The 13,740-nt window shown below is 34.1% G+C and carries 11 protein-coding genes, 1 tRNA gene and 1 pseudogene; 2 read left to right on the plus strand and 11 right to left on the minus strand.

Annotated features, from left to right (window positions below; genetic code table 11):
* Nucleotides 1–35 precede the first annotated feature (35 nt).
* Nucleotides 36–557, minus strand: a complete 522-nt coding sequence (locus B5D12_RS06720) for a hypothetical protein (protein WP_078756097.1) — start codon at nt 555–557, stop codon at nt 36–38.
* Nucleotides 557–2,224, minus strand: a complete 1,668-nt coding sequence (locus B5D12_RS06725) for an N-6 DNA methylase (protein ID WP_078756098.1) — start codon at nt 2,222–2,224, stop codon at nt 557–559. Before B5D12_RS06725 ends, B5D12_RS06720 begins: the two co-directional genes overlap by 1 nt.
* Before the next feature lie 711 nt (nt 2,225–2,935).
* On the opposite strand from B5D12_RS06725, the gene B5D12_RS06730 reads away from it, so the two are divergent.
* Complete coding sequence (locus tag B5D12_RS06730; protein WP_078756099.1) at nt 2,936–3,148, plus strand: hypothetical protein; 213 nt, start codon at nt 2,936–2,938, stop codon at nt 3,146–3,148.
* Between the two features lie 88 nt (nt 3,149–3,236).
* Here B5D12_RS06730 and B5D12_RS06735 read toward each other — a convergent pair.
* The 3 genes and pseudogenes from B5D12_RS06735 to B5D12_RS06745 form a co-directional block, all read right to left on the minus strand.
* Nucleotides 3,237–4,480: pseudogene (locus tag B5D12_RS06735) on the minus strand (PBSX family phage terminase large subunit).
* Between the two features lie 127 nt (nt 4,481–4,607).
* Complete coding sequence (locus tag B5D12_RS06740; RefSeq protein ID WP_071409308.1) at nt 4,608–4,853, minus strand: terminase small subunit; 246 nt, start codon at nt 4,851–4,853, stop codon at nt 4,608–4,610.
* Between the two features lie 84 nt (nt 4,854–4,937).
* Complete coding sequence (locus tag B5D12_RS06745; RefSeq protein ID WP_078756101.1) at nt 4,938–5,171, minus strand: hypothetical protein; 234 nt, start codon at nt 5,169–5,171, stop codon at nt 4,938–4,940.
* Nucleotides 5,172–5,440: 269 nt separating this feature from the next.
* Between B5D12_RS06745 and B5D12_RS06750 the strand changes: the two genes are divergently transcribed.
* Nucleotides 5,441–6,883, plus strand: a complete 1,443-nt coding sequence (locus B5D12_RS06750; protein ID WP_078756102.1) for an ISL3 family transposase — start codon at nt 5,441–5,443, stop codon at nt 6,881–6,883.
* Nucleotides 6,884–6,956: 73 nt separating this feature from the next.
* Here B5D12_RS06750 and ltrA read toward each other — a convergent pair whose 3' ends face one another.
* The 6 genes from ltrA to B5D12_RS06780 form a co-directional block, all read right to left on the minus strand.
* Nucleotides 6,957–8,240: a group II intron reverse transcriptase/maturase gene (gene ltrA / locus B5D12_RS06755; protein WP_078756103.1), complete on the minus strand. Its 1,284-nt coding sequence runs from the start codon at nt 8,238–8,240 to the stop codon at nt 6,957–6,959.
* A gap of 676 nt (nt 8,241–8,916) precedes the next feature.
* A tRNA-Arg gene (locus B5D12_RS06760) sits at nt 8,917–8,990 on the minus strand.
* A 521-nt stretch (nt 8,991–9,511) separates the two neighbouring features.
* Nucleotides 9,512–10,078, minus strand: a complete 567-nt coding sequence (def, locus tag B5D12_RS06765; protein WP_078756104.1) for a peptide deformylase — start codon at nt 10,076–10,078, stop codon at nt 9,512–9,514.
* A 5-nt stretch (nt 10,079–10,083) separates the two neighbouring features.
* The gene (gene hflX / locus B5D12_RS06770) at nt 10,084–11,328 is read right to left on the minus strand and encodes a GTPase HflX (RefSeq protein ID WP_078756105.1); all 1,245 of its coding nucleotides are present in this window, start codon (nt 11,326–11,328) and stop codon (nt 10,084–10,086) included.
* A complete protein-coding gene (gene miaA, locus B5D12_RS06775) occupies nt 11,325–12,281 on the minus strand; it encodes a tRNA (adenosine(37)-N6)-dimethylallyltransferase MiaA (RefSeq protein WP_078756106.1) in 957 nt (318 codons plus the stop codon). The genes hflX and miaA overlap by 4 nt, the downstream gene beginning before the upstream one ends.
* Nucleotides 12,282–12,506: 225 nt before the next feature.
* A complete protein-coding gene (locus tag B5D12_RS06780) occupies nt 12,507–13,619 on the minus strand; it encodes a hypothetical protein (protein ID WP_078756107.1) in 1,113 nt (370 codons plus the stop codon).
* Nucleotides 13,620–13,740: the final 121 nt, after the last annotated feature.

Here is a 13,740-nt window from a genome sequence, read left to right on the forward strand (position 1 = left end):
CTAGTTTCCTCTAGTTTATTAAATTTTCTCAACAATTAATTTGTATCTAAATAATTAGATTCTATTTCTTTAATAATAGCATCTTTAAGGTTTGTTTTGGTAATTTTCAAACTGCCTTCAGTTCCAAGCCTTACAATTTTAGGAAAACCCTCTTCCTCCTCCATTCTTGCTATAACGCTTGAATACTCACCTTTATCTTTTGTTGAATGGGGTATTGGCCCTACAAATATCAGCCTTACTGAAGTATCATATTGGAACCTATTAAAATTATAAGTCTTAAACTCATTATAGCCTTTTACTAGTTTTATTCTATTAACATCTATATTTAAATCTTTAAATATTTGATAGACAATATTATCTTTAATGCTCAAATCTCCTAAGACATAAACATCTCCATTAGGCTGGAAGTTATCTATCTCTGGAGTCAGCTCCTCAAGCCCTATTGATTTTAGATAACTTCTCAACTCACTAATGGATCTAGCACCAATAATTCTTTTCATTACTATTTTTGTTGCGTCAGATGCAACGTCAATTTTTAATTCGTTATCCAGAAGCATTATATACCTCCTTCAAACATATTTAATCTCTCTTCTATTATTTCATCGGTCCTTTTCTTGATTGCCTTAAATTCAGAATTCAATAGTACGAATTGATTACCAATTTCAATTTGTTTTTCCATACTTATTTTTGGAATTTTAACTTTTTCAAGATCTTTTATACTAATTGTTTTCATAGTGGAGCCTTTAGCATATTTTTCTATTTCTCTTAAACCTATTCTACTTTGTAAGTAGGCAGTAAGGAAATCTTTGTTTATTTTATTTTCATCAATTTCTAAGAAAAACAAATTTCCATTCGCTAACACATTAGTCTTCAATTTACCAACCGAACCTATTTTAAAAGGTGATAGCCTAGAAATAATAACCGAGTTATCTTTCAGAAAATATCGTTCATAAGATTCGTTTAAATTCTTTAGGTATGGTAAATTTCCATCTAATATTCCATCCTGAAAATTTTGTAACATTAAATATTGATACTCTGTTGGTTGAACTGAAGTCATTTCTTCCAGGTCTTTTTTACTAATAGTGTGACCCCTGTTAATTGATTTTACTACATCCTTCAATATAATGCTTTTTTCAAATGGAAACTCTTCTACGGTATATCTTAGTGGATCAAGGGTAAAATCTTCATCTATAAGTTTTTTGGAATCTACTGTCTTACTAATATTCGAATCCTTATCTAATGCTTTTGTAATTTTTTTAATATGTTCTTTTTCTAACACATGCCTATATTTAATATCTGAATAAAGTTTACTTGCGTCAACAAATTTTATGCTTTCATTATTATGGCTAAATACAACTAGGTATATAGGAATAGCAGTGTAAGCTAATAAGTTACTAGGTAATGCTATAACAGCCTCAACCTTACCTTTATCAATTAATATCTTCCTTACATCTTGATGATTATCGCTATATAAAGGATTGCCATTCATAAGCATTACGAATTTTTCAAATTTTGTGTTTTCAATGATATCTAATGCAAAAACCCAAGATGAGTCAATAGATTTAATATGATTTTTGTAAACTGATTTATCAAATTTTAATTTTAAAACTTCCTCTAATTTTTTTCCTGACATTTTTAGCCCCATGGGCATGTTCATAAAAACTTTATTGGCATTAAATTCACTTAAATCATAAGTAAATACATCCTTATGCATCATTTTTTCTATTGATATATTAAATAAATCTAGTAATAAACATGATAGCATATAATTCTCTGGATTTATTTCAATGCCGGAGATACTAGATATTTTAGATGCTTCCAGCAATGTTGTTCCTATCCCTGAACCTACATCTAATAATGTGTCTTCTTTATCTAAACTCAAAAGTTCTAGCGATAAATCAATAATTGACTTAACTGTAGTATTTTCCCCTCTACCTCTCCTACCAGCATATTCAGAAAGTCCACCTATGATTTCAGTAATTTCATCTAGTGAGAAGTCTTTAAGATTATTAAACTGTTCTATATAGTTATTATCATCTTTATAAGCATCTCTTAAATTGTATTTAATATTTTCGTCTTGAAAGTTTTCTAAAATTTGATTAAATGAGTCAGTTTTTAACTTTCTACTTAAATAATAATTCACTATAAATACATAAATATATTCTTGTGAACCAACTCTTGCTCTTAAGCTGTCCATTACTTCATATACATCTTTATTTTCCATATAATACCCTCCTAATTCTAATTAAATAGAATAGCCTTTTTTATTATGGTTTAACTATACCATAATCAAAAATGATTGTAAATGGTTTATATAAACCTTTTTTATTTTATCTTTTAGAACTAAGCAAATATAATTGTATTTACTAGTATGTCAATATTTATTTTAAACCTGTTACGGTAGATCTCCGTTTCAGCTTATATCTACTTTTGAAAGTGAGGTATTTTTCTTTCTCCCCCTAATATGAATATAACTCTATCAATCTAACTAATCTCTATATAGTTAGGTTGTCATTTTAACAAGTCTAGACTTTTCCTTTTTGCCATTCTAGAATTATCAAAACCACCATTCTTGACTTATCCTTTTAACAAGTCTGAAAGTATAAATGCAAAAATCAGCAAGTATTTTAATCCTTGCTGATTCTAACTTTTGTCCTATTGTCTTGTATCTCCACTAACTAGGTCAACCACCACTGAAACATTAAAATACCTTTTTAGTACTTTCCGCTTGTTATTTTGGTCATCTTCCTCAAAGGCAAAATAGTCATGAAAGAGCTTGAATCTCAGGATTTCTACATAGTTTCCCTTTGTATCAACGCTATAGTTTCCACATGAGGGGTGTGGTGGAACTCATGAATTAAATACGTATTTCAATTTAATTGCTAGAGCTAGAGAATTATATGGCTTTGAACGAGGTAGAGAATTAGTACAAGCAGTGTTAGTTGAAGTGGTACACCCATCAGACTTTAACAACTTTGCTTTCAGTGAAGTGAATAATGAGACAGCTGAAACATTGATTGAATTAATTGATGGGTGGATTGGTACATTGAGCGTAGATGAAATTGTTGAACGCTTGATGTCAAAAATAAAAGAATTGGAAAATGTTGGTTTGAGAGGTATTTCATTCAATGATATTGAGTGGGTTTAATGAGATAAAATCAGAGTTTTATTTCATTTCAATTTTTCTAATTTGTTAGTTATAAAACTAACATAATATGCAAAAAAAATTAGAATAGCTATTTACCTGTCATTTTCATATCATCTTCAAAAGCGTATCTCGTTGCATCTATTGTATGGTTATCTAAATCAACTAATCTATTCTTTGGATTCCCATCTCGGTCAACTTGATAATCAATTGGTTCAAATTCTCTTGCAATGTTTGGTGTCCGTTGAGGATCAATCACAATTGCTTCTAAATCGTCTAACCAACGTTCTCCAAACTCTACTGAATCTGGGCCTTTTTAGCTGCTTTAACTTTCACACCATGCTCTTTAAGTTCATCTCTTGACTTAGGTTCGGCAGAATCAACAACTGTAATAGTTGTATGATACTCCCTATCAATCAAACGTTCAGCAAGCTTTCTATTTGAAAGTTTAACTTCATATATCTCATCCATTGCGTAGATAATTCTTCTAGTTTTGTCATAGTGCCAACTCACGAATGCATCGGGATCATTAGCATACCCAAAGTCATTACCTTGTCGTATATTATCAAAGCTTGCTATTTCTTCATCAGTAATCGTTCTGAATTCCAAATTCTCAAATGGTGCTACACCAGAACCAATTGCTTCACCAAGATATTCCGATTTATATCTCTTTTCATTGCGTTCTTTAGTAGCTAATGCTTCGGCTTTGAACTCTTTAGATATATATGGATTGTCTAAATAAGTGGAGTGATGTACAATAGTATTCTTTGCTAGTGTATTTGTTTCATATTTCTTATTTACCCATGATTGCTTTCTCTTTGGTGGATTATAGCTATAAAAGAATTTGTAAAAAACACCCTTATCCAATTCGCCACGCAATAAAGAGTTAGTTATAGTTTTTACTTCGTCTTCTGTTTTAAATTCTGCCATTTCCTCAATCCAAGCAATTGCAAAAGGAAATTTAGCATCTTTCAAAGACTTAATTCTTTCTGGCTCTTGCGCCCCTCGGAACACAATGTAATTCCCTCTAGGTATGTATGTAATTCGCAATGGAGACTTATTAATTTTGAATAAGTGAGCTACATCTTGTTCATTGATAGCCCATTTCAACTGTTCAAATATTGATTGTTCTAATGTGTTGTCCACTTTCCTAATACACACCGCATTAGTAGGGAACCGCATTATTAATTGAATGATAATATGAGCAATATCTGATGTTTTACCTGAACCTCGTCCACCTTTACAAACGATATGTAAGATGTCAGAGTTGAATGTTGCTCGCCACACAGAATGAAATGCTTTCGGGAGCAATTCTGATATTCTAACTTGTCTCATCTGGATCACTCTCAATATCGTCCACAAATTGAATAGCAGACTTCATTTCAACTTCTTGTCTGTTCACATAGGTTGCATCCATTTTGTTTAAAATGTCTACTGCTTTAATTCTGTCGTTTGGCGAGTTCTATTTATCTTCTGCTAAAGACGATAACAACTCTCTTCTTGCTTGAGCATCTAGTATTTTAGATTTACTCATCTTATTTACTCTCGTATCTATGTACGCTCGAACAGTTGTGTTTTGTAGTAACTTGCTTGCGTTCGTATTTACATATTTTGGACTATACCCAGCCTTAATTGCAGCATCCGTAGCATTACCAGAAATGATGTACTCATCGGCAAATCTTTTCTGTTTTAACGTTAATTTCTCCAATTTTCCACCTAACTTTTTTTTAAACACTAAAAAACTAGCCTACCTATTAAAATAGGTAGGCTAGTTTATATAATATTTTAATTCTTATTCAAGAGAATATTCAATATTATCAAACACTAATTTGTCATCTTTCAATTGTGCCTCGATAATATCTGCTTTTTTATATCGAACTCTTAAAACCTCATCTTTTTTAGATGTATCTATACCAAAAATTTGAAAAACAATTGATCCATCATTATTAATCACATATTGAACCCCATCATAAACTTTAGATAACTCATCATAAATTTGGGTATCGTTAAAACCTTGTTCTTCCAATTCTTTAGCCTTTGAAACTAATGAACTATCTTCTTGAGTATTTGATTCTGGATTTACACTTTTAAGTGCTGCTTGCTCTTCTATTTGTAAATATGTTAGTATTTCATTAAAATTATCTTGTAATGCGTTTTGAGCAAAAAGACAAGATTAATGGTTCTATAATTTTTAGTGTTGGTGGCGAAATCACCAGCACTATTTTTATACACAAAAAGCCCGTGATTTCCTCTATAATTAAGTTGCCCACAAAAATATAGAAAGTAGGAAATCACATGGCTACATACAATCATACTAAAATTTTACTAGGAATGGAAGACCTTAATATCAATATAGAACAGAATGATTTTGAAGAAGAATGCTATTTCTCAGTTCATCAATTTAAAAGTTCTACTAAAAAAATGCTTTCTGTCTCAAAAGCCTTTAAAAAAATATTAACCGTTACAGGTACTCTAAAGAATCCGCCTAAAATGTGTCCTCATTGTCGTAGTAGTAATAATGGAGTGGAAGATATGATTGATTATGGATCTTATAGGACCGTCATCCTAATTGGGCAATATAACCTTCAACCTACTTATCTTAAACTGACTAAACAACGATACCTTTGTAAACATTGTCAAAAAACAACGGTCTCTCAAACTAACTTAACCAAACAGCACTGTACGATTTCATCACCCTTAAAGGTAATGATTCTTCAAGAATTGGGTAAAACGAAACCCATCAAAGATATTGCTGAAACCTGGAATGTTTCATCGCATACGGTACTACGTCAATTGAAAGCCTATAGTTATCAATATAATACCAAACCCACATCACTACCCAAACATATAGCGATAGATGAATTTAAATCCGTGAAGAATGTGAAGGCTGCTATGTCGTGTATTTTAATGGATAATCACAAACATAATGTAGTGGATGTCTTAGAAAACCGAACCCAAGCTTTTTTATATGACTATTTTATGCGTTTTTCTAGAGCGGAACGATTGAAAGTTAAAACCATCACGATGGATATGAACGGGGCGTTTAAAGAGTTTCTTCCCTCGATTTTTCCAAATGCCGTCGTGGTCATCGACCGTTTTCATATCGTACAGTTGGTGACAAGGGCTTTAAATCAACATCGGATAGAAGTGATGAATCGTATAAAATCGAAAAACAAACCTGATGCGAATAAGTTTAAGCGATATTGGAAACTATTATTAAAAGATTGGAATGAGTTGGCGTTCGAAGAGTATAAGAAATATTCATTATTTAAGCAAGCGATTCATGAAAGAGGCATTGTCGATTATTTATTATCAAAAGATTCAACCTTAAATCTCTGTTACCGTCTGATTCATGAAGTAATGGATGCCATTAAGGAACATTCCTATGATCAATTCATCCATGTATTAGAGGAAAGCAAGAAATATCGCCTCCCTAGAAAAATAAGAACGGCATTTAACACTTTATATCATTATCGCCATAATATACAGAATAGCTTAACCTATACGCTATCAAACGGTTGTGTGGAAGGAACAAATAATAAAATTAAAGTCATTAAACGAATCAGTTATGGATATCAAAACTTCTACCACTTAAGAAGTAGAATTATATTATCGACTGCTCATAATAAGGTGAAGAATGAAGCTTATCGTCCGCTGTTATTTACTGAAGAAGATGCCATTAAAAAATATGAAGAAGAATACCAAAAACAATTAGAAATGCAAAATAAGATAGCTTAATTTCAGTAAATCGAGTAGGGACGGTTTCCCGTCCCTCTCACACCACCGTGCGTGCCGTTCGGCACACGGCGGTTCAATTAACTTTTAACGCATGTCGCTTTATATAATAATCATAGATACTTATTAATCCTCTTATTCTTAGGATATCTTTTGTGATGTAGTATTGTATCCCTGATTTAAGTGCTACAAATTGATAATGGTCTCCCCAACCAGAGACTTTGTCTGCCATTCCTTTAGGCATTCCTAGCTTGGCAAGTCCCCAAAGTCGTTTGCGTTTGGTCTTCCATTGTTTCCATATCACGACCCTTATACGCGTTCTTAAATGCTCATCAATACTTTTTAGTCGTGTTTTCATCGAACTTACGCTGTAGTAGTTAACCCAACCTCTTATAACTTGATTTAGTTTCTCAATTCTTTGGGTGAGTGATACGCTCCAGCTTCGTTTGCTCAACTGCTTTAATTTGTGTTCAAATCGTGCTATCGACTCCTGATGTGGACGCGGTGCCCATTGTCGACTCTTTGTGTTTTTATAAAAACCGAATCCTAGGTATTTAAGTTTGTTTGGCCGCGTTATTTTTGTCTTTGTCATATTGACTTTTAATCCCAGTTTCTGTTCAATGTAGCGAGAAACACTGTACATGACCCGTTTGGCTGCTGCTTCACTTGAGACTGCTATAATGCAGTCATCTGCATATCGCGTAAACCGTAACCCTCGTTTTGTTAATTCTTTGTCCAATTCGTTTAACATGATATTGGATAGGAGTGGAGATAAATTCCCTCCTTGTGGGGTTCCTTGAGTACTTTCATGATAAACCCCCATGATTTGCACTCCAGCTTGTAAATATTTTCGTATAAGTGATTCAACATCGCCGTCGTGAATAAGTTCATGAACCCGTGACATCAGTCGGTCTTGTGGGACGTTGTCGAAAAACTTTTCAAGGTCAATGTCCACTATCCATTCATAACCATCGTTAAGGTAGCTTAATAACTGCATGATGGCGTCTTCACAGGAACGTCCCGGGCGAAATCCATAGCTATATTCACTGAAGTGAGGTTCGCATAAGAGGGTCAATACCTGTACAATAGCTTGTTGAATAATTCGGTCCATGACAGTCGGGATGCCTAATTTTCGCTTACTGCCATCTGGCTTCGGTATTTCAGCTCTGAGCACTGGGGTCGGTTTGTATTTACGGTGGATTATCTGACCTTTAATATCTTGCCAGTTTGCTCGGATGTATTGTTCGATTTCATCCACCGTTATACCATCAAGTCCCGCTCTTCCTTTGTTTCGTTTCACCTGCTTGAGTGCAAGTGTCATATTGGAAGTCGATAAAATTTGTAATAATAGTTGCGACATGGTGTGTCTCCTTTCTTGTTTCGCTGTTCCTATTTGTCTTATTTTTTTCCGTTATTTCTCCATCAATACGTGATATTGTCCTAACTAATCAGACATATAAAGGAATACAATTCGAGTAGTTTACACTTTGTTAATTGTTCAGCCCTTCGCTCCACTTACATTACGCAAGCTTCGACACTACTATGGCTTCGGCTGACTTCTCATGATTCGTTATTACTACGTCTGAGACGCTCATGAGACCTCACGGGATAAGTCATACATCTTTCATCGTTTACTCCCACAATTTACACGCATAGGTTACGACTATCTATTTGGACTTTAATGCTTTTCGCCATCTCATCCGCTATACGCGCCTTCGTATTGTGTTCCTGTTCGTGGAGCCACGATTTCGTTATCTCTTCTTCTCCTCGCCACCTCACGATGGTCAAGCTTGAGAATCACTATTGGGTTCACCGATAGCAGGTGCCCTCAGGGACTTGCACCCTAGATGTATGACATGCCCGTCATACAAAAAGAGCACTTGAACAAGCGTTCAAGTGCAACTATTACTATTTACCAACATTACTTGACATAGAGCCAAAAATACCCCTTTCTGGCTTGTCCTTTTTAAGGGATTTTTCAGAAAGAGGTCCGATCGCTTGTAAGCGTAGTTTTCAAGAAAACCTTGTTATATTAACGTCACTGGCAGGATTCGAACCTGCGACCGTTCGCTTAGAAGGCGAATGCTCTATCCAGCTGAGCTACAATGACATAATTAATCAACTACTATAGTATACGTCATTTCTCTATTAGGGTCAACCCCTTATTTTAAATAAGTACAATAAGAATATAGCGAGGGAAAAGAAAATTAAACCTCTAAATGTCTAATGCGTAATAATACCTTATTCTTCCAAAAATTGACGGTCATACTCTTTAGACGATTAAATTCTAGCCTTTACTTTAAAAAAATATCGCATCATTAATTATCATGAAGCATTACACAACTGAAGTAATTTCCCTAGACTCTTCCATTTATTGAATGGACGATTAAACCATCCATTTTCTAAAATACAAAACTATGCTAATAGGCTATAAAAAATACGCATCAACTATTTCGATAAAATACTCGATCTACAGCTAGAAAAATAAACAAGTAAATAAAAACAAGCAATTGTAATATCACAAGGACCTATCAGCCTTTATGAAAAGATACCATCAAATATTGGCTATTTTTGGAATCCATTACAGTTACTTGTTTTTTTCTCTTATTTATCCATTAATCAAATGCTGAATTATAATAATTCTAAGTTATCGTCTTGAGCAAATGGATTTTCTTCATTGATATGATCGTAAAAGAAGATACCTTTTAAATGATCCAATTCATGTTGCGTTACAATTGCTTCGTAATCACGTAATTTTAAGGTATGTTCATTACCGTCAATGTCTTGGTAAGTAAATTTTACACGTTTTGGACGCGGTACATAGCCTTTAACTTCGCGATTAACTGATAAACAACCTTCACCTTCTTTTAAGGCAACTTGTTGAACTGAATGACTGATTACTTTAGGATTAAAGATGATTTCACTTAAGATAGGTCCTACTTCATTTCCCTCTTCATCATATTCCATAATATGCACAGCAAAAATTTGTTTATTGACATTAATTTGTGGAGCAGCTAAGCCTACTCCAGGTCTAAGATCATATTTTTCAGCAATCTCTTCATTTTGGCTATTAACCAAAAATTCATGCATTTCTAAAGCTGTCTTTCTTAGTTCATCAGATAATGGAAATTCCACTGGTTCGGCTACCGATCTTAATGTGGGATGTCCTTCTTCAATAATATCTTTCATGGTTATCATAATGTTTAGCGCTCCTTATCTAATTCTTTATCACTACGTCTAAATCCTTTTAAAATATATACTTGATTTTCTTCATCAAATTCCAAGGATTCAATTAAAGTTTTCTGACGATATAGTGCTAATAGATCCGCTTCTTGGGGATCTACTTCTACTTCAAATTTTTCGCTCGTTCGCACAATTTCTGCCCATATTTTTTGTTTTAAAGCTTCTACGCCATCCTTTTCTAAAGCTGAAATTGTGACATACGGGAATAAAGTGGGTTCGAAATTACCTTCAATTTTATCTTTTTTATTATAAACGGTCAAAATAGGTAAATGATCCATCTCTAATTCTTTGATTAAATTATAAACGGTTTGTTCATGCATCATGCGATCAGCACTGGATGCATCGACGACATGTAAGAGTAAATCAACATATCGCATTTCTTCTAAAGTTGATTTAAAAGCTTGAATCAACGTTGTTGGTAACTCTTCAATAAAGCCAACGGTATCAGTCAAAGTAAACCCATCATGACCATTAATCGTTAATTTACGCGTTAAAGGGTCTAGAGTAGCAAATAATTGATCTTCAACATAAGTATCACTCTCGGTCAGTTCTCTTAAAATGGTTGATTTACCAGCATTCGTGTAGCCAACTAAACCAATATTAAACTCAGAACCACTCCGTCTTCTTGAACGTGTCAATTCACGATGTTCTGATAATTTAGCCAGTTCTTTTTTGATTTGGGACATCATGGTACGAATATGGCGACGGTCCGTTTCAAGTTTGGTTTCCCCAGGACCACGTGTTCCAATTCCCCCACCTAAACGTGATAAATAATCACGACGTCCTTGCAGTCGAGGTAATAAATAATCATATTGGGCTAATTCAACTTGTAATTTACCTTCACGACTTTTGGCACGCATCGCAAAGATATCTAAAATTAATTGAATTCGATCGATAACTCTGACGCCTAATTGATCTTCGATATAACGATTGGTGCTGGGTGTTAAAGCATTCATCGAAATGACTAAATCAATCTCCTCTTTATTAACGGCATCTTTAATTTCACTTAATTTACCACTGCCAACGGCTGAACGAGAATTCAGTCTCGGGAGTTTTTGAGTCATTTCAACGGTCGGAATGCCACCGGCGGTTTCCGTTAATGACTTCATTTCTTTCATCAACACCTGGAATTTTTCATCACTATAATTTTCAGTTTGCACTCCGAAAATTAAGACCTTCTCAGGTCGTTGTTCTATCTCAATCATTGAGTATTCCTTTCCTTTTTTAAATGAGCTGTGATAAGCGGTTGTACTTCTTGCCAGCTTTGCCTTGCATCAATCCAATGAGCGTCTTTTAGTCGATTTCTAAACCACGTTAATTGACGCTTTGCATAACGTCTTGAATTTTGCTTGATTTGATTGATGACAGTCTCTTGTGATAGATGGCCTTCGAAATACGCCCACCACTCTTTATAGCCAATGCCCTTCATGCCATTGACTAATTCACCATCAAATTGTTGGTACATTTGTTTAACTTCTGTTTCTAAACCTTGTTCAATCATTAAATCAACGCGTTGGTTAATACGTTCATATAATTGTTCACGAGGCATATCCAATACTAATAAACAAGAATCAAATACTTTCGTTTGTACTTGATGCTCCTCTTGCTCAGAAAATAATTTACCAGTCGTCGCGATCACTTCGAGTGCACGGATAATCCGTCGCGTGTTTTGTGGTGGAATCTTTTGAGCAGCCGTAGGATCTTTTTGATTTAATAATTCCCAAAAGTCGTTGTCTGATATGGTGGCTGCTTGATTTTCTAAAGCTTTGCGAATTTGATCATCTTCACTTTTGTTGCCACCAAAACCGAGTCCGTATAATAAACCTTCTAAATATAATCCGGTACCACCTACTATGATAGGTAACTTACCTCTTTGATGAATCTCTAAGATAGCTTGCGTCGCAAGTTCTTTAAATTTTGACGCATCAAATGATTCGTCTGGGTTTAAAATATCAAGTAAATGATGAGGAATGCCCTCCATTTCTTCGGGAGTTACTTTACCTGTCCCAATATTTAACTTACGGTAAACTTGTAAACTATCTCCATTAATAATTTCCCCATTAAAAGCCTTCGCCACCTCTATGCTTAGGGCTGTTTTACCAACTGCTGTTGGCCCGCCAATGACGACAATGGGAATTTTAGTTAATTCACTGGACATTTTACCCCTCCTATCATCAAAGTATAACATTATTATAGCTCATTGAAACATTGAGTCAAACCTTTAATTTCACCAGAAAAAGGCTAAGTAAAGGTTGTTAACCACTTTTATGACCTTACTTAACCTAAATTATTTGTTTTTGATAAATATTAGTGGTGACCTTATATCAACTAATGATTACTATCCCATTAGTTCTATATTCTGAACCTTACCTCAATCAAGCACTTACTCATCATCTAATTCATCTTTAAAGACAACATCATTCGCTTTCAAAATCTCAATTGTTTTGGGACCCACACCTTTGATGGCTAAGACCTCTGCTTCCGTTACCGATAAGAAGTCTTCAAATGTTACTAATCCTGCTTTTTTTAACAAGTCGCGTTCTCGAGTGCCAACTTCATTTAAAACAAACAGCCCCTCTTGACGATCTTTTTCAAGTGAACGGGTGGTAACGCGATCGAACATTTCTTCGCCGCGTCCTTCAATGACTTGATCAATACGCGTTCGAATATAATCAACTAAAACCATCCCCTTCAAGCCAAATTGCATTAAAATAATGAGATGATTAACAAATTCTTCGTAAGCCGGTGTTGGAAATGGTGCTGGGCCATAGTCTGCTATGTCTTCGTCATCATAGAATGAAAACGAATCATCAAATGATGGGTAAATCGAAAAATCAATATCCATCTCACTTTCAACATGACTTTCAATTAAACCATTATATAAAACGGCATCAATATAATCAGGATTTAATTCATCAAGCTGTTTAAGCTCCTCGTCCATTTCAAGGTATTCTTCATTAATATAATGTGCATATAATTTCGCTAATCGGAAGATTAACAGCTGATCCACCATTGGATACACACTCGCAAAGCGGTCAAATTCTTCTACTAACCCTAGATGAGCTGCTGAGACTACATAAGGGGTTAATGTTTCTGGTAATTCAAAATCTAATTCAGCTTCTAAGTCATCAAAATTATACAGTAAAACATGAAAATAGCGTAAAGCTACTTCATAACGACCAATTGCAAAATTATCAAAAGCCGCAAAAAATACGAGTTGAATCACCGCTTGAAAGTCGCGTTTCTTTTTAACTAATTGAAGATTACGACTACTTAAATCATCAAAGTAATGCGAAAAAGCTTGTTCTAAATAATTAATCTGTAATAATCTTCTAGGACTATTATGTTGATCTAAGTATGCAATATAACTATGGAGGGTTTTATAATTACTTGCCCTTGGAAATAACCATTCTTTTTTAAAAAATTGACTTTGAACGTTATGATTGTCATTTTTATTATTGACTACTAATTTTAAGTTTCTTTTCTTTTTACTCATAGCATAACTCCTATTCTGGTTATTGATTTTATTATATCAAAATTTAAGCTTCATTACATTATGAGATGTGCTATCTCTCTTAAAATATCTAAGATTCTATCATGACTACCGTCCAATAAGA

This window comes from Globicatella sulfidifaciens DSM 15739, assembly GCF_900167405.1.
Classification (GTDB): Bacteria; Bacillota; Bacilli; order Lactobacillales; family Aerococcaceae; genus Globicatella; species Globicatella sulfidifaciens.

Excerpts from the sequence above, each read along its gene's own strand:
- B5D12_RS06720 (WP_078756097.1), bottom strand. The coding sequence starts at position 557 with ATGCTTCTGGATAACGAATTAAAAATTGACGTTGCATCTGACGCAACA.
- B5D12_RS06725 (WP_078756098.1), bottom strand. The coding sequence starts at position 2,224 with ATGGAAAATAAAGATGTATATGAAGTAATGGACAGCTTAAGAGCAAGA.
- B5D12_RS06750 (WP_078756102.1), top strand. The coding sequence starts at position 5,441 with ATGGCTACATACAATCATACTAAAATTTTACTAGGAATGGAAGACCTT.
- ltrA (WP_078756103.1), bottom strand. The coding sequence starts at position 8,240 with ATGTCGCAACTATTATTACAAATTTTATCGACTTCCAATATGACACTT.
- def (WP_078756104.1), bottom strand. The coding sequence starts at position 10,078 with ATGATAACCATGAAAGATATTATTGAAGAAGGACATCCCACATTAAGA.
- hflX (WP_078756105.1), bottom strand. The coding sequence starts at position 11,328 with ATGATTGAGATAGAACAACGACCTGAGAAGGTCTTAATTTTCGGAGTG.
- miaA (WP_078756106.1), bottom strand. The coding sequence starts at position 12,281 with ATGTCCAGTGAATTAACTAAAATTCCCATTGTCGTCATTGGCGGGCCA.
- B5D12_RS06780 (WP_078756107.1), bottom strand. The coding sequence starts at position 13,619 with ATGAGTAAAAAGAAAAGAAACTTAAAATTAGTAGTCAATAATAAAAAT.